The following is a 15,184-nucleotide window of genomic DNA, read 5'->3' as shown; positions in this document are numbered from 1 at the left end:
TCGATGGATAACTGTCTTGAGTTCTGAATCCCCCGCCTCATCAGTCAAACTGTCCCGCGCACCTGGTTTCATCAACTTCATCCTTGCACGATTGCTAGCGGTCTTCGCCATGCAGATCCAGGCCATAGTCGTGGCCTGGCAGGTCTATGACATGACCCGCGAGCCGATGGCGCTGGCCTATGTGGGTCTTGCCCAGTTCATCCCCATGTTGCTGCTGCTCATGCCGGCCGGGGACCTGATCGACCGCTACAACCGCAAGCTGATCCTGAGCATAAGCTGGGCGGTGCAAGCGCTGTGCGGGCTGATTCTGCTGCTGTTTTCGGCACTCAAACTGCATGACCTGCGTCTGATCTACGGCGCACTCGTGCTTTATGGCTGCGCCCGAGCATTCACCGGCCCTGCGCTGCAAAGCCTGCTGCCGCAGATTGTGCCCAGGGAACAACTCGCCTCGGCCATCGCCACCAACAGCGTCATCATGCGCTGCTCCACCGTGGCCGGGCCGTTGATCGGGGGCGGCCTGTATGCGCTGGGTGGCGCAGAACTGACCTATTCGACCTGCGTGCTTTCATTTCTGGTGGGCATTCTGTGCCTGAGCCGGGTCGCAACGCCTTTTGCCGGCAAGCCTGTGGATCTGGGTGACGGAGCCTGGCAGCGCTTTACCGCAGGCATCGCCTTCATTCGCTCGCGACCGATCATTCTGGGCACCATTTCTCTGGACCTGTTCGCGGTCTTGCTGGGTGGCGTGGTAGCACTGCTGCCGATCTACGCCCATGAAGTCCTGCATCTGGGGCCGCAAGGGCTGGGTGCGCTGCGCGCCGCCATGAGCCTGGGCGAACTGGCCACCGGGGTTTACCTGAGCATGCGGCCTCTGGATCGCAATGTCGGCATGACCATGTTCCTGGCGGTAGGTGTGTTCGGCGTGGCGAATCTGGTATTTGCCCTCTCTACCCTCTTCTGGCTGTCCTGCCTTGCCCTGCTGATTGCCGGGGCCGCGGACATGGTCAGCGTCTATATTCGTTCGGCTCTGGTGCAGTTCTCGACACCGGATGCCATGCGCGGTCGGGTCAATGCGGTCAACATGCTGTTTATCGGCTCATCCAACGAGCTGGGTGAGTTCCGCGCAGGCACCAGCGCGTCCCTGATCGGCCCGATCCCCGCTGCGATCATGGGTGGTCTGTGTACGCTGGGTGTCGTCGGTGCCTGGATGGTCGGCTTCAAAAGCTTGCGGCGAGTGAATCACTTTGCCGATGCGTCGCCGCCTGTAGAGAACGAGCAACGGGCAAAACCGGTGTGACACCCGATGAGTCCATACAGTTGGACGGCCGGACTGGCGGAGTGACGTATCACCAGCAACACTCTCTAGAGTTCAGCGGAGGACTTCCAGAATGCTGTGGAAAAAAGGCCGACGCAGCGACAACGTAGTCGATGCCCGCGATGGCAGTAGCGGCGGTGGCGGCATGCGCATCGGTGGCAAGGGCCTCAGCCTGGGCGGCGTGGTGATTATCGTCGCCTTCGGTTTGCTGACTGGCCAGGACCCGATGCAGATCCTCGGGCAACTCACCGGGGAAATGACGCAACAATCCCCTCAAGTCAGCCCGCAGACCCGACAGGCACCGCCCGCCAACGATCAGCAGGCCGAGTTTGTGCGCAGCATTCTTGGCGACACCGAAGATACCTGGCGCGCCGTGTTCGCCCAGAACGGTCGCCAGTACAAGGACCCGGTTCTGGTGCTGTTCCGCGGTCAGGTAAACTCGGCGTGCGGTTTTGCGACCTCTGCCACAGGCCCTTTCTACTGCCCGGCCGATCAGCAGGTTTATCTGGACCTGGAGTTTTTCCGCGAGATGTCCCAGCGCTTTTCAGCCGCCGGGGATTTCGCCCAGGCTTACGTCATCGCCCATGAAGTGGGCCATCATGTGCAGACCCTGCTGGGCATTTCAGCCAAGGTCCAGGCGGCTCGCCAACAAGGTCAGCGCATGGAAGGCAACAACGGCCTGCTGGTCCGCCAGGAGTTGCAGGCCGACTGTCTTGCGGGGGTTTGGGCCTACAACGCACAAAAGCGTTTGAACTGGCTTGAGCCGGGTGATATTGAAGAGGCACTGAATGCGGCAAACGCCATTGGCGATGATCGCTTGCAGCAGCAAGGCCGTGGCCGGGTCGTACCGGATTCCTTCACCCATGGAACGTCCGCCCAGCGAGTACGCTGGTTCAAGACCGGTTTTGCACAAGGCCACATCAACCAATGCGATACATTCGCCGCCAAGAGTCTCTGAGCACATGATTAAACCGCTTCTGGTCCTGTTGTTAAGCACTGCCTTTGCGAGCTTCGGCGCTCATGCCGAGGATCAAGCGGTAAAATCGATCAGCCCGGATCGCCTGACCATCAATGGCAGCCAGGCCACACTGGGCCTGAGTCAGGAATGGGTTCATCCCAAACCCCGGATCGAGCGCGTCGTGATCGTGCTGCATGGTCGCCTGCGCAATGCGCAGACCTACCTGCGCAGCATCGAGCGGGCAGCCAACCAGTCCAAGGAGCGCAGCAAGACCCTGCTGATCGCCCCGCAGTTTCTGGACGAGAAGGATATCGTTGCTCACCACCTGTCCGACTCGATCCTGCGCTGGCGCCAGAACAGCTGGATGGAAGGTGCCACCGCCGTCGATCCCAAACCGATCAGTTCGTTTATCGTCATTGACCATATCCTCAAGCGCCTGAGCGACAGCAAGCTGTTCCCCAACCTCAAGGAAATCGTCATCGCCGGGCATTCCGGGGGTGCCCAGGTGGTGCAGCGTTACGCGATGATTGGCGGCAAGGAAGATGCGTTGCTCAACCGTGAAGGCGTGAAACTGCGCTACGTGATCGCCAACCCTTCTTCCTATGCCTATTTCGATGCCGAGCGTCCTGAAACGGTTTCGGCGCAAAGCTGCCCCAACTTTGACGACTGGAAGTACGGGCTGAAGAAAATGCCGTTCTATTCAGGCAAGGAAAAGCCTGTGGACATCGAAAAGGCCTATGTGAAACGCGATATCACCTATCTGCTGGGCGAACTGGACACTGACCTCAATCACCCGGCGCTGGACAAGACCTGCGCCGCCGAGGCACAGGGCCCGAACAGGCTGACTCGCGGGCAGAACTACTTCAAGTACCTGCAAAAACGTCACCCGGAAGGGCTGAACCAGCATCTGGTCATCGTGCCGAAAGTCGGACACAGCGGTGACGGGATCTTTACTTCGCCTGAAGGACAGGCGGTTTTGTTCAAACCGTTCTGATTGCGCAGCGTTCGCGGATGAGCGGTGCGCCGCTCATCCGCGAAGATCACTGATCCAGCATCCCCCGCAATGCCACACAATCGGCGACATGCCAGTCAGCCAGCTCCGGCCACGGATTTTCAGGCAGGTTGACCAGCACCGTCTTTGCGCCTGCCGCCCGGCCACAGTCCAGGTCATGACGGTAATCGCCGATCATGACCATCTGCGCAGGGTCAACGTCCCATGCACCAGCCAGCTTGAGCAGACCGGCGGGGTTCGGTTTTGGCGTCGCTTCGTCTCGCCCCAGTACATCCTCTTGCGCAAAGCAGTCCGCCAGCCCGATGGCTTCCAGCGTGATGTAGGCCAGTTCACGGGCGTTGCGGGTCAGAATGCCAAGACGATAGCCGCGCCCGGCCAGCTCCCGTACCAGCTCGACAGCCCCTGTCGCCGGCCGTGAGGCCAGCGCCAGCTCGCGCTCATGCTCCAACAGCCATGCATGTTTGGCCGCGCAGACATCGGCAGGCAATGCCGCCAGATGTCCGAGAATGTCGTCTTCCAGCGGGATCTCCAGTGCTCGCCTGATGGCCGGGAAGTCATGTACGGAAATCGTCAGGGTGCCGTCCATGTCGAACACCCAGTTCTGAATATGCTTGAGGCTCATGACCAGTCCTTGCGATGGCGAATCAGCCCTTCCTGGCTGACCGACGCGACCAGTTGCCCGGCGCGGTTGAAGATACTGCCGCGAGAGAAACCTCGGGAGTTGCCTGCCCATGGGCTGTCCATTGCATACAGCAACCATTCATCGGCGCGCAGATCGCTATGGAACCACAGCGAGTGATCCAGGCTGGCGACCTGCATGTCACGCTGCCAGACCGTCTTGCCATGAGGCAGCAAGGAAGTGGTCAGCAAGTTGAAGTCCGAGGCATAGGCCAGCATGTATTTATGCAGCGCCGGCACATCCTTCAAGGTGCCATCGGCACGGAACCAGACGTATTTGACCGGTTCGCCGGGCTTGGGATTGTAAGGGTCTTCGGCGGTTACCGGGCGAAACTGAATAGGCTTGGGGCACAGAAACTTGTCGCGCATCGCCTCGGGGATAAGGTGCGCACGCTGAGTCAGCAGCTCCAGCTCCGATGGCAGGTTTTCCGGACCGGCGATCTGCGGCATCGTGGTCTGATGCTCGAATCCCTCTTCGTCATACTGGAACGAGGCGCTGCACGTGAAGATCGGCTTGCCCTTCTGGATCGCCGTCACGCGGCGGGTGCTGAAGCTGCCGCCGTCACGGACACGGTCAACCTGATAGACCACAGGCAAGGCGGCATCGCCAGGACGCAGGAAGTAGCCGTGGAGGGAATGAACATGGCGGTCTTCTTCCACCGTCTGGCTGGCGGCCGACAGCGACTGGCCCAGCACCTGCCCACCGAACAGTTGGCGAAAGCCGAGGTCCTGGCTGCGACCGCGAAAAAGGTTCTCCTCGATAGGTTCCAGCGTCAGCAGCTCGACCAGATCATCCAACACTTGGCTCATTCACGACTCCTCGCACAAAACATACCCGCGCACGCAAGGCCTGCGCGGCAGGGTTGAAATGATACAGAATTTAACGCGACTGGCTGAATCAAGGTTTGAGCGTGTTGAGCCACTGTTCACGGTTTATTCGATACAGCACATGAGGTTTGAGCGGGTGCCCGTCAGGTAAACCGGGATGCTCGAAGTTATCGGGCGGATTGTTCTGCATGCCGATGGCTTGCATCACTTTCTGCGAGGGTTCATTGCTCACCGCCGTGAACGACACGATTTCCTCCAGCCCCAGGCGCTCGAAACCACAGCCCAGAACGGTCCATGCCGCCTCGCTGGCAAAGCCCAGCCCCCAATGCTCACGCGCCAGACGCCAGCCGATTTCCACCGCAGGCGTGAAATGCGCATCGAAGCCCACCACTCCAAGCCCGGTAAAACCGATAAAAGCCCCGTTGTCCTTGCGCTCAAGAGCCCAGAGACCAAAGCCCAGTTCAGCGAAATGACCGCGCACGCGCCCGATCATGGCAGCACTTTCAAGGCGGCTCATGGGCTCGGGAAAGTAGCGCATGACCTGCGGGTCCGCGCACATGGCGGCGAATGTGGGCAGGTCATCATCACGCCATTGCCGCATCAGCAGCCGTGCGCTATCGAGTTTGAGTATCGGCTCCATCGATTCCTCCCTGTAACCACGCAAATGATTGCGCCAGTGTAGCCTGTCGACGCTCAAGGTTGCTGTGCGACGGCCTGCATTACTGGCACTATCCGGCTTCGACCCCAGACCGGACGTAAAATGTCCCTGCCGCTTATCTATCATGATGACTACAGCCCGCACTTCCCGGCTGACCATCGCTTCCCCATGGACAAGTTCCGCCTGCTGCGCGATCACCTGGTCGACAGCGGCCTGATCACGGACGCCCGGCTTCTGCGCCCGGAACTGTGCCCGGCCGACATTCTGGCACTGGCTCATGACCCTTCTTATATTCAGCGCTACATGAGTGGAGAGCTGTCACGCGAGGACCAACGCCGGCTGGGCCTGCCATGGAGCGAAGATCTGGCCCGACGTACCATTCGTGCAGTGGGCGGTTCTCTGCTGACAGCCGAACAGGCACTGAAGCATGGCCTGGCCTGCCATCTTGCAGGCGGCACCCATCATGCGCACTACGACTACCCGGCCGGGTTCTGCATCTTCAACGATCTGGCCGTCATCAGCCATTACCTGCTGGCCAGCGGCCGCGTGGGTAAAGTACTGATCTTCGACTGCGATGTGCATCAGGGCGACGGCACGGCACGTATCCTCGCCGACACCGACGACGCCATTACCGTGTCGCTGCACTGCGAAAAGAACTTCCCGGCCCGCAAGGCACAGAGCGACTGGGACATCCCGCTGCCCATGGGCATGGGCGATGCGGACTACCTGAAAGTCGTCGACGACCTGCTCAACTACCTGCTACCCATCTACCAGCCGGACCTGGTGCTCTATGACGCGGGAGTGGATGTTCACAAGGACGACGCCCTCGGCTACCTGCGACTGACCGATGAAGGCCTGGCCGCACGGGACGAAACCGTCATGCGTCATTGCCTGGGCCGTGATATTCCCGTGATGGGTGTTATTGGCGGCGGCTACAGCAAAGACCGCAAAGCCCTGGCGCGGCGGCACGGCATATTGCATCACAGCGCGCAGCGGGTATGGGTGGAGATGGGGTTGGGTTAGGGTTTACCAGTTGGTTGGTGGTAAACGACGGGTGTGAAAAATGCGCAATATCTGCAAGCACCCACCGCGCACACGGTAGGGAATGATGTATGGACGGTCAGGCAATACCCATTCCCGAGTGCCACTGAGTCGCCCTTCACGCCCCATCGCCGGAAAAAGAGCCAACTGCTCGACGCCAGCCTTTATCGCCCGGACGAAATCGGCAGCAGCTTGCGGACTATCCACTGCAATGTAAGCGGCTTCGTCATCGAGATTCTTCAGCGCTGTTCTTAGCCACTCAACGCGCATTGCCGGTCCACTTGTCCATCATGGCGCTGACATCTTCATCGCTGGCAAAGTCTCCTGCATCAGCCTCCTGAATGGAACGCTGGATCTCGGCAATCTGCCAGGCTTCACGATCGAGATACTCGCGCAAGGCATCGATAGCCAGGAACGACTTGGTACGCCCGGTGGCTTTTGCAAGGCTGGCAAGGGTGGCCGCCATTTCATCAGGTAAACGTATAGACATAGTGGACATGATGACCTCCAGAAAGAACACTCAGTACATAACCATACATTGTCATACACCGTACTACACCCATACACCGACGCGAAATCAGGCCAATATTTGAATCTCGGGTAGAATGCCCAGCCACTCATCACTGACACCCCGCCCACCATGACCGACTCAAAATCCCCAACGCCTTCATCCGTCGCCATCATTGGAGGCGGCCCCGCGGGGTTGATGGCGGCTGAGGTGTTGAGTCAGGCCGGGATCAAGGTCGATCTGTATGACGCCATGCCGTCGGTGGGGCGCAAGTTTCTGCTGGCGGGTGTGGGCGGGATGAATATCACTCATTCGGAGCCGTACCCGGCGTTTCTGTCGCGCTATGCCGAGCGTGCGCCGATGATCGCGCCCTTGCTGCGCAGCTTTGATGCCGATGCGCTGTGCAAGTGGATTCATGAGTTGGGTATTCAAACGTTCGTGGGCAGTTCGGGCCGTGTGTTCCCGACCGACATGAAAGCCGCCCCGCTGCTGCGGGCCTGGCTCAAGCGCTTGCGCGAAGCGGGCGTGGTGATTCATAACCGCCATCGCTGGTTGGGCTGGAATACCGATGGCAGCCTGCGCATTGCCTCGGTGGAGGGTGAACTGGCCCTCAAGCCCGATGCAACATTGCTGGCACTGGGCGGTGCCAGTTGGGCTCGCCTGGGCTCCGACGGTGCCTGGCTGCCTTGGTTGCAAGCGCGCGGTGTTGAGACTGCGCCTCTCCAGGCCGCCAACTGTGGCTTTGAGGTTTCGGCCTGGAGCGAGCTACTGCGTGGCAAGTTCGCGGGCTCGCCCCTGAAGAATATCGCCATCGGCCTGCCAGACGACACGCCTCGCCTTGGCGAGTGCGTGCTGACAGAAACCGGTGTGGAAGGCAGCCTGATTTATGCACTCTCGGCCAGAATTCGTGAGCAGATCAATCGTTCAGGCTCAGCGACGGTGCAGATCGACCTGTTACCCGGCAAGACGCTCAATGATGTGCAAAAAGCCCTGAGCAAACCTCGCGGCTCGCGCTCGATGTCCAAGCACCTGCAAAGCCAGTTGGGGCTGGACGGCGTCAAGGCCGCGCTCCTGCGTGAACTGGCGACAAAGGAAGCCTTTGCCGATCCCGCCTTGCTGAGCCAGGCCATCAAGGCACTGCCTCTGAACCTGATCAAACCCCGCCCGCTCGATGAAGCGATCAGCACCGCAGGCGGCGTGACGTTCGAGGGGCTGGACGAGGGTTTGATGCTCAAGCAACTGCCGGGCGTGTTCTGCGCCGGTGAGATGCTGGACTGGGAAGCGCCGACCGGCGGTTACCTGCTGACCGCCTGCTTCGCAAGCGGCCGGGCTGCCGGGCTCGGAATCATTGACTGGTGCAGCCAACAGGCAGGAGAGAATTCCTTCGCGAGACGTCATTGAAGGCGATAGATTTTCTTTGGATGTTCACAACCTTCGTGGGAAGGAGCTTGCTCGCGACAGGGCCAGTGAAAGCTGAAGAGATGCTTTGCCTTCAATGCCGCCTTCGCGCCCAAGGTCGCTCCCACAATGGGTTGAAAGATCAGGGCTTTTTCTTGCGCGGCCCGGTGTTGAACACAGGCACCTTGCGCACCGCTTTGACCACTGGCGCAGGCTCGGTATCACCGCTGTCGACCCACTTGCCCAAATTACGCTTGCCGCCTGAGACCTTGGGCTTTTTCGGCTTCTTGGGTTTCTTGAGGATCTGCCCGCTGGCGTCGGTGGTCGGTACGCGATGCTCTGGCTCGAAATCCTGCTCTTCCTTGCGCACCAGTGTCTGACGGGTCAGCACTTCAATCGCCGACAGCAACTCGACTTCATCGGCACAGACCAGCGAGATCGCTTCCCCGGTAAGACCCGCACGCCCGGTACGCCCGATGCGGTGGACGTAATCCTCGGCCACGATAGGCAAGTCCAGATTGACCACGGTCGGCAGGTCATCGATATCCAGACCACGGGCCGCGACATCGGTAGCCACCAGAATCTGTACTTCACTGGCCTTGAAACGGTCCAGAGCACGCTGGCGGGTCGCCTGGGGCTTGTCGCCATGAATACCGTCGGCATTGATACCCAGCCCTTGCAGACGCTCGACCAGTTGATCGACGCCGACACGGGTCTTGGCGAACACCAACACCTGGCTCCAGCGCTGCTTTTTCAGCAGGTGGATGAACAGCTCGGTCTTGCGCTTCTTGTCGACCGGCACAACCCACTGCTTGACCGAAGACGCCGCCACATTGCGCGGGCTGACTTCAATGCTCAGAGGATCGTTGAGCATCTGCGAGGCCAGCAGGCGGATCTCGTCGGAGAAGGTGGCGGAGAACAGCAGGGTCTGGCGGCGTTTGGGCAGCGCTGCATAAATCCCGCGCAGTTCTTCGGCAAAGCCCAGATCCAGCATGCGATCGGCTTCATCGAGAATCAGGGTTTGCAGTTGCGAGAACTTGACCGCGTTCTGGCGATGCAGGTCCAGCAGACGGCCTGGCGTGGCGACCAGTACATCCACGCCCTTGCGCAGCTTCATCATTTGCGGGTTGATGCTCACGCCGCCATACACGGCATAGGTGCTCAACGGCAGGTGTTCCGCGTATTGGCGGATGCTTTCATGCACCTGCTCGGCCAGCTCACGGGTCGGGGCCAATACCAGAGCGCGCACCGAATTGGGGGCGACTTTCGGGCCTTCCATGGTCAGGCGCTGCAACAGCGGCAAGGCAAAGCCGGCGGTCTTGCCGGTGCCGGTCTGGGCGGCGGCCATCAGGTCACGACCGGCCAGCACCGGAGGAATCGCCTGTGCCTGAACAGGCGTCGGGGTCTGGTAGCCGAGTGCATCGAGGGCACGCAGCAAGGGTTCGATCAGGCCGAGAGAGGCGAATGTCATGGGGGTACCGTTGGGGAATTCACTGCAAGGCGCGCAGTTTACCCTGTCCGGCCCTCTCAGGTTAGCTTGCGCGTACCGATAACGATCGACAGACAAGAAGCAGCAACGGAAATCTAAAACCCACGCTGACGCTTGAGCGCTTCACTGATTTTTGCGGCTGGGACTTTTTGCAGCGAGCACAGCAACTGGTGGGAAACCCCGGCGATACCGTGGGTCTGACGCAGTTCGTTGGTCAGATAGGCCGTCAGGTTGGCGGCCATCTCGGCATCGGCCATGGCCCTGTGAGCCTTGCCGGTGTTGGGCAGGCGGGCATAGCTCGTGAGAGTGCCGAGCTTGTGATTCGGAGCTCCCGGCATCAGGCGGCGCGCCAGCAACATCGAACAGGCAAAGCTTTGCTCGCGGGTACGCTGGATACGTGACAGTTCGTAATCCCAGAACTTCTGGTCGAACGAAGCGTTGTGCGCCACCAGAGGTGTTGCACCGACAAAATCACAGACATCGTTCATCACCCGCTCGGCCGAGGGTGCCGTGCGGATCATGCTGTTGCTGATACCGGTCAGGCCTTCGATAAAGGCTGGAATACGCACCCCGGCGTTCATCAGGCTCTGATAGCGATCGACGATACGCCCCTGCTCCATGATGACCACGGCAATCTCGGTGGCCCGACAGCTATGGCCAGGAGAAATACCGGTGGTTTCAAAGTCAATGACAGCGATACGTTCCAACACGGGGTGCAATCCTTAAAAAATAATCATCACTTGAGCAGCAACGCGCCTTCGATCGGCACGTAGCGACTGGCAGCACGAATCAGCGAATTGGCCGTCAACCCCGGAACCCCGTAAGCCACGGCTTCGACGCCATGCTTGTCGATGATGCGTTCAAGCAACAGATCGAAATCTCCGTCACCTGACGCCAGCACCACTTCATCCACCTGCGGCGCGACGTCCATGATATCGATGGTGATCCCAACGTCCCAGTCGCCCTTGGCCGAGCCATCGCTGCGCTGGATGTACGGTTTGAGTTTGACGGTGAACCCCAGGTTGCGAAGGATCTGCTGGAATTGCTGCTGCTTGCTGTCACCACGATCGATGGCGTACGCAAACGCCTGGACTATTTGCCCACGCTTGCTGATATCCGCCCACAACGCGGCGTAATTGAAATGACAACCATGCGCCTGACGCACGGTGTAATAGAGGTTCTGTACATCAGCGAACACCGCGATCTTCTTCACCGCAATTCCTCATGACGCAGACAAGATTCGTCAGCCGGTGCAGCAGTATGCCATGAGAGAGCCTGCGGGATTCGCTCCTGCCGCGCAGGAGCGAATGAATCCGCTCTATCCGGCTCAGACGAACGAATCATCGTCCGAAAACATATCGCCACCATCCCCGTAGCTGTCATCAGCCATATATTGCGAGTCCTGCTGACCCCAATTGTCCGAGTCATTGCTTTGCACGGGCTGGTCGTGGATGACCTCGACAATTTCTTCAGGCTGGTTGTGGTGGCCGAACAGGCTGCTGATGCCTTGCGCCAGCATCACACCGCCCGCCACACCGGCTGCGGTTTGCAGAGCGCCACCCAGAAAGCCGCTGCCTTTGGGCGCAGCAGGTGGTGCAGCATAGTTGCCGGGCTGCGCAGGTGGCGGATTGAAACCCGCGCCATCACGCCAACCACCGCCAGAAGCCTGTGCAGGCTGGGGCTGTGGAGCACGCGATGCGCTACCACCAAAGATACTCGACAGAAAACCGCCACTGGCCGGCGCTGATGCTGCCTGGCCCCTGGCCTGCTGGAGTTCGGCCTGAAGCTGCTGGATCTGCTCGTCACGCTGCTTGAGCTGAAGATTCAACTGGTTGACGGCTGCTTCCTGAACCAGAATCGCCTGCGCCATGTAATACGCAGCGGCAGGCTGGCGGGTGAGATGCTCCTTGATCCGCGCTTCAGCCCCCGCGTCCCGGGCTACCGAGACTGTTTCAGCACTTTTCAGCTTAGAGAAAAGTTCGTCGATCAGGGTTTGCTCTTGGGTGTTCATGGCGACCTCGCTGGATTGCCGTTAAAAATCTTCGTCCAGCCGAATGAATGGACTTCACTCAAGTAATGGGGCTGGGCAAGCGCTGTTCAACCGGATGAACAAAAAGTTAAGAAAGCCCTGCCCCGGTCATTGCCGCCCTTGGTTCGACAAAAGGCATGGGCTAAAGTGTCGACCTGCTTTTTGCCTGTGACCTACCCACATGAACCCGCTGAACGTTATCCAGGACTCGCTCTACTTTTTCAGGCGAAACCTGGGAAGCATCCTGATGCTGTGCCTGCCACTGGTGGTACTTGAAGCGCTTGCCAAACAAGCACTGGGCAACGCACTGGGCGCCAACACCACTTTCGCCTATGAACTGCTGATCGGCCTGCTGTTCTATCCGCTCTACACTGGCGCGCTGATCCTGTTTCTCGATGCCCGCACACGGGGCGAGACGCCTCTGGTACGTGACCTGCTGGCCATGGCCCTGCGCCTGTGGCCGACCTTCGCGGTGCTGTCGGCACTCAGCACCCTGCTGATTCTGTTCGGGCTGTCGCTGTTCGCAATCCCCGGCATCTGGGTGATGGTCAAACTGGCGTTCTGCGAATACCTGCTGGTGTTACGCAAACTGACGCCATTCATGGCCATGCGCGAAAGCATGCTGATGACCACCGGCCACTTCATGCGCATCCTGCTCTGTGTGTTGTGTGTCTATATCCCCCTGTCGCTGCTGGAAGGCCTGGGGCTTTACCTGTTCCCGGAACCCCAGAGCCCTGCGGTGTCACTGGTGCTCGACAGCCTTGGCAGCTTCCTGCAACTGTTCACCACCATCGTGATGTTTCGTCTGTTCATGCTGGTCAGCGAGCCTGCGGACAAGGCCTGAGCCACGAAACGGCTGCCAAGGACTGGCGGCTCGGCTATGCTCGTTCGCTAACCCGTCACTGAGCGCCATGCGCTCCAAGTCGAGCCGATGCCCCGTTTCCTCTTGCGTCTGACACTCATTGCCCTGGCCCTGACCGGCCTTGTGCTGGCAATGATCCATAGCCTGACCTGGCGCCCGGAAGACCGGGAACCCGTCACGGCCATCTGTACCTCCCAGGCACCACCGCTGGTGCCGGGGCAAGCGCTGAAAGTCATGACCTGGAACATTCAGTACCTGGCGGGAAAACGCTATGTGTTCTGGTATGACATGGCAGATGGAAGCGGCGAAGACGAACGCCCGACCCACGAAGATATCGCCTACAACCTCGATGAAGTGGCGCGGGTCATCCGTGACGAACAACCGGATATCGTCCTGCTGCAGGAAGTCAGCGACGGCGCCAAGAATGCCGACTACCAGAACCAGCTGGCCCTGCTTCAGGAGCGGGTGACCGATCTGTACCCATGCAGCACAGAGGCGTTCTACTGGAAGGCAGACTTCGTGCCGGACCTGCACATCCGGGGCAGTGTCGGCATGAAACTGGCGACCCTGAGCCGCTATCGCATCGATCACGCCGAGCGGCTGCAATTGCCGGTGCCTGAAGCCAATATCATCAGCCGTCAGTTCAAGCCGCGCCCCGCCTTGCTGGTGAGCTACCTGCACTTGCGCGATGGCGGACAGCTCGCGGTCATCAACACCCACTTGAGTGCGCCGAACAGAGGCGACGGGACACTACAACGCCAGGTGCAGGTCACCGGCAAGCTATTGGACTCCCTTGAGAGCAGCGGCACGCCCTGGCTGATCGGCGGCGACTTCAACCTGTTGCCGCTGGGCCAGTACCAACGCCTGCCAGCAGAACAGCAAGCCAGCTATAACGCAGACAGCGAACTGCATGAGCTTTGGGAAAAGTACCCGATGATTCCCGCCAATACTGAAGCCAGCGGTATTGAGCGCAGTAAGTGGCTGACCCACTTCCCCAACGACACACGGGTGAGCGGGCCGGACAGAACCCTTGATTACCTGTTCTACAGCCCGAGCCTGAAGCGCATCGATGCCCGGGTTCGCCGGGATGACACGCTGCTCATTTCAAACCACTTGCCGCTCATCGGGCGCTTTCTGTTGCCGGTTCAGGAGGAGAAGCCTACGGCTTTCGAGATTGTGCCCGAGCGCCAGGTTGAGCGAGATGTAGAGCAAGGCGACCGGTAACAAACGCAAGCGGCTCCGTTGTCAGCGCTCCATGGATTAAAACTCGGTTATGACAGTTACACCTGTCGTCTCGAACCGATCCATGTTCACAAGTGCGTCGATGGACTGTTCCAGGCTGATGGTTTTGCCGACGAGCTTCTCAGGTGCCAATTTGCCAGAGGAGATCATTTCGATCATGGCGTCATAACGGTGTGCCTGCATTCCGTGGCTGCCGTAGATTTCCAGTTCATACGCGATGACCTTGCTCATCGGAATCGCCGGCTTCGCATGGTCAGCGAGCATCAGGCCAACCTGGACGTGCCTGCCCCGACGGCGCAGGTTATTGATGGAGTTGAAACAGGTGGTCGGATGGCCCAATGCATCCAGCGAAACATGGGCGCCGCCCTTGGTGATTTCCAGAACCGCTTCGCTGACATCCGCAACGCGGTTGGCATTCACTGTCGCAACAGCACCGAGCGAGCGGGCCAGTTCAAGTTTGTCGTCCGAGATATCGATGGCGATAACGTTGGCCCCGATGGCTTGAGCAATCATGACGGCTGACAGGCCAACACCCCCACAGCCGTGTACCGCAACCCAATGCCCCGCCGCGACCTTGCCCTGATCAACGACCGCACGGAACGAGGTGACAAAACGGCAGCCCAGGCTGGCGGCAGTCGCGAAGTCCATGCTTTCAGGCAGTGCGACCAGATTCAGGTCCGCCTTGTGGATGCCGACGTATTCAGCAAAGGAACCCCAGTGAGTGAAACCTGGCTGAAACTGGGTGTGACAGACTTGCTGGTTACCGCTGTTGCACTCCGGGCAGGCACCACAACCGCCCACGAACGGCACGGTCACACGATCACCGACCTTCCATTTAGTGACGTCCTTGCCCACCTCCGCCACGACCCCGGCCAGTTCATGCCCCGGAACATGCGGCAGTTGAATGTCCGGATCATGCCCCTTCCAGCCGTGCCAATCGCTGCGGCAGACGCCAGTCCCCAGTACCTGAATGACAACGCCATGACGCTCTGGAGTCGGGTCTTCGACGGTCATGAGACGCGGCGGCAGGGAAAAGGCTTCGTAGACTACAGCTTTCATGAAAAACACCTCTGCTGGGACAGGCACGACAACGAAAAAACACCGACTGAATAGCGCCTCCAGTATGAATGAACCCGGTGAAATTACCTTTCAAGCTGCAATTGACGCCG

16 protein-coding genes and 1 pseudogene are annotated in these 15,184 nt (G+C 59.7%); 7 read left to right on the top strand and 10 right to left on the bottom strand.

What is annotated here, in order from left to right; genetic code table 11:
* Positions 1-16 precede the first annotated feature (16 nt).
* The 3 genes from Q6A51_RS19320 (at position 17) to Q6A51_RS19310 (ending at position 3,264) form a co-directional block, all read left to right on the top strand.
* Positions 17-1,294: an MFS transporter gene (locus Q6A51_RS19320; RefSeq protein WP_304575504.1), complete on the top strand. Its 1,278-nt coding sequence runs from the start codon at positions 17-19 to the stop codon at positions 1,292-1,294.
* A 91-nt stretch (positions 1,295-1,385) separates the two neighbouring features.
* On the top strand, positions 1,386-2,270 hold the full coding sequence (gene ypfJ, locus Q6A51_RS19315) for a KPN_02809 family neutral zinc metallopeptidase (protein WP_304575503.1): 885 nt from the start codon (positions 1,386-1,388) through the stop codon (positions 2,268-2,270).
* Between the two features lie 4 nt (positions 2,271-2,274).
* Positions 2,275-3,264: an alpha/beta hydrolase gene (locus Q6A51_RS19310; RefSeq protein WP_304575502.1), complete on the top strand. Its 990-nt coding sequence runs from the start codon at positions 2,275-2,277 to the stop codon at positions 3,262-3,264.
* A 46-nt stretch (positions 3,265-3,310) separates the two neighbouring features.
* On the opposite strand, the gene Q6A51_RS19305 is transcribed toward Q6A51_RS19310, so the two are convergent.
* From Q6A51_RS19305 to Q6A51_RS19295, 3 genes are all read right to left on the bottom strand, one after another.
* Positions 3,311-3,904 (bottom strand): HAD family hydrolase, encoded by a 594-nt coding sequence (locus tag Q6A51_RS19305; protein ID WP_201018702.1) that lies wholly within the window; start codon positions 3,902-3,904, stop codon positions 3,311-3,313.
* Entirely contained in the window at positions 3,901-4,770 is an 870-nt protein-coding gene (gene tesB / locus Q6A51_RS19300; RefSeq protein WP_201006405.1) for an acyl-CoA thioesterase II, read from the bottom strand. Before tesB ends, Q6A51_RS19305 begins: the two co-directional genes overlap by 4 nt.
* Before the next feature lie 88 nt (positions 4,771-4,858).
* Positions 4,859-5,428, bottom strand: a complete 570-nt coding sequence (locus Q6A51_RS19295; protein ID WP_201006407.1) for a GNAT family N-acetyltransferase — start codon at positions 5,426-5,428, stop codon at positions 4,859-4,861.
* A 120-nt stretch (positions 5,429-5,548) separates the two neighbouring features.
* Between Q6A51_RS19295 and Q6A51_RS19290 the strand changes: the two genes are divergently transcribed.
* The gene (locus Q6A51_RS19290) at positions 5,549-6,469 is read left to right on the top strand and encodes a histone deacetylase family protein (RefSeq protein ID WP_304575501.1); all 921 of its coding nucleotides are present in this window, start codon (positions 5,549-5,551) and stop codon (positions 6,467-6,469) included.
* A 3-nt stretch (positions 6,470-6,472) separates the two neighbouring features.
* On the opposite strand, the gene Q6A51_RS19285 is transcribed toward Q6A51_RS19290, so the two are convergent.
* Positions 6,473-6,757, bottom strand: a complete 285-nt coding sequence (locus Q6A51_RS19285) for a type II toxin-antitoxin system RelE/ParE family toxin (RefSeq protein WP_201018700.1) — start codon at positions 6,755-6,757, stop codon at positions 6,473-6,475.
* The gene (locus Q6A51_RS19280) at positions 6,747-6,986 is read right to left on the bottom strand and encodes a CopG family ribbon-helix-helix protein (protein WP_304575500.1); all 240 of its coding nucleotides are present in this window, start codon (positions 6,984-6,986) and stop codon (positions 6,747-6,749) included. Before Q6A51_RS19280 ends, Q6A51_RS19285 begins: the two co-directional genes overlap by 11 nt.
* Positions 6,987-7,127: 141 nt before the next feature.
* On the opposite strand from Q6A51_RS19280, the gene Q6A51_RS19275 reads away from it, so the two are divergent.
* Positions 7,128-8,396, top strand: coding sequence for a TIGR03862 family flavoprotein (locus tag Q6A51_RS19275; protein WP_304575499.1), 1,269 nt, complete (start codon positions 7,128-7,130; stop codon positions 8,394-8,396).
* A gap of 139 nt (positions 8,397-8,535) precedes the next feature.
* Here the strand turns inward: Q6A51_RS19275 and Q6A51_RS19270 are convergent, their stop codons facing one another.
* From Q6A51_RS19270 to Q6A51_RS19255, 4 genes are all read right to left on the bottom strand, one after another.
* Positions 8,536-9,864: a DEAD/DEAH box helicase gene (locus tag Q6A51_RS19270; RefSeq protein WP_304575498.1), complete on the bottom strand. Its 1,329-nt coding sequence runs from the start codon at positions 9,862-9,864 to the stop codon at positions 8,536-8,538.
* 113 nt (positions 9,865-9,977) lie between these two features.
* Entirely contained in the window at positions 9,978-10,589 is a 612-nt protein-coding gene (locus tag Q6A51_RS19265; RefSeq protein WP_201006452.1) for a 3'-5' exonuclease, read from the bottom strand.
* A gap of 29 nt (positions 10,590-10,618) precedes the next feature.
* Positions 10,619-11,095: an NYN domain-containing protein gene (locus tag Q6A51_RS19260; RefSeq protein ID WP_201006415.1), complete on the bottom strand. Its 477-nt coding sequence runs from the start codon at positions 11,093-11,095 to the stop codon at positions 10,619-10,621.
* Between the two features lie 114 nt (positions 11,096-11,209).
* The gene (locus Q6A51_RS19255; RefSeq protein ID WP_304575497.1) at positions 11,210-11,893 is read right to left on the bottom strand and encodes a DUF2076 domain-containing protein; all 684 of its coding nucleotides are present in this window, start codon (positions 11,891-11,893) and stop codon (positions 11,210-11,212) included.
* A 199-nt stretch (positions 11,894-12,092) separates the two neighbouring features.
* Here Q6A51_RS19255 and Q6A51_RS19250 point away from each other — a divergent pair, with 199 nt between their 5' ends.
* Together Q6A51_RS19250 and Q6A51_RS19245 are read left to right on the top strand one after the other, a co-directional pair.
* Positions 12,093-12,755 carry a hypothetical protein gene (locus Q6A51_RS19250; RefSeq protein ID WP_201018695.1) on the top strand — a complete coding sequence of 221 codons (663 nt, stop codon included), beginning with the start codon at positions 12,093-12,095 and terminating at the stop codon, positions 12,753-12,755.
* Between the two features lie 87 nt (positions 12,756-12,842).
* A pseudogene (locus Q6A51_RS19245) lies at positions 12,843-13,919 on the top strand (endonuclease/exonuclease/phosphatase family protein); the annotation flags it as partial.
* 114 nt (positions 13,920-14,033) lie between these two features.
* Here Q6A51_RS19245 and Q6A51_RS19240 read toward each other — a convergent pair.
* On the bottom strand, positions 14,034-15,074 hold the full coding sequence (locus Q6A51_RS19240; protein ID WP_304575496.1) for a zinc-dependent alcohol dehydrogenase family protein: 1,041 nt from the start codon (positions 15,072-15,074) through the stop codon (positions 14,034-14,036).
* Between the last annotated feature and the right edge of the window lie 110 nt (positions 15,075-15,184).

Source organism: Pseudomonas serbiensis (assembly GCF_030580745.1).
Taxonomy (GTDB): Bacteria; Pseudomonadota; Gammaproteobacteria; order Pseudomonadales; family Pseudomonadaceae; genus Aquipseudomonas; species Aquipseudomonas serbiensis.
This window is presented reverse-complemented; position numbering and strand designations above follow the sequence as displayed.

Excerpts from the sequence above, each read along its gene's own strand:
- Q6A51_RS19290 (WP_304575501.1), top strand. The coding sequence starts at position 5,549 with ATGTCCCTGCCGCTTATCTATCATGATGACTACAGCCCGCACTTCCCG.
- Q6A51_RS19280 (WP_304575500.1), bottom strand. The coding sequence starts at position 6,986 with ATGTCCACTATGTCTATACGTTTACCTGATGAAATGGCGGCCACCCTT.
- Q6A51_RS19255 (WP_304575497.1), bottom strand. The coding sequence starts at position 11,893 with ATGAACACCCAAGAGCAAACCCTGATCGACGAACTTTTCTCTAAGCTG.
- Q6A51_RS19295 (WP_201006407.1), bottom strand. The coding sequence starts at position 5,428 with ATGGAGCCGATACTCAAACTCGATAGCGCACGGCTGCTGATGCGGCAA.
- Q6A51_RS19240 (WP_304575496.1), bottom strand. The coding sequence starts at position 15,074 with ATGAAAGCTGTAGTCTACGAAGCCTTTTCCCTGCCGCCGCGTCTCATG.
- Q6A51_RS19310 (WP_304575502.1), top strand. The coding sequence starts at position 2,275 with ATGATTAAACCGCTTCTGGTCCTGTTGTTAAGCACTGCCTTTGCGAGC.
- Q6A51_RS19250 (WP_201018695.1), top strand. The coding sequence starts at position 12,093 with ATGAACCCGCTGAACGTTATCCAGGACTCGCTCTACTTTTTCAGGCGA.
- Q6A51_RS19275 (WP_304575499.1), top strand. The coding sequence starts at position 7,128 with ATGACCGACTCAAAATCCCCAACGCCTTCATCCGTCGCCATCATTGGA.
- Q6A51_RS19305 (WP_201018702.1), bottom strand. The coding sequence starts at position 3,904 with ATGAGCCTCAAGCATATTCAGAACTGGGTGTTCGACATGGACGGCACC.
- Q6A51_RS19285 (WP_201018700.1), bottom strand. The coding sequence starts at position 6,757 with ATGCGCGTTGAGTGGCTAAGAACAGCGCTGAAGAATCTCGATGACGAA.
- ypfJ (WP_304575503.1), top strand. The coding sequence starts at position 1,386 with ATGCTGTGGAAAAAAGGCCGACGCAGCGACAACGTAGTCGATGCCCGC.
- tesB (WP_201006405.1), bottom strand. The coding sequence starts at position 4,770 with ATGAGCCAAGTGTTGGATGATCTGGTCGAGCTGCTGACGCTGGAACCT.
- Q6A51_RS19270 (WP_304575498.1), bottom strand. The coding sequence starts at position 9,864 with ATGACATTCGCCTCTCTCGGCCTGATCGAACCCTTGCTGCGTGCCCTC.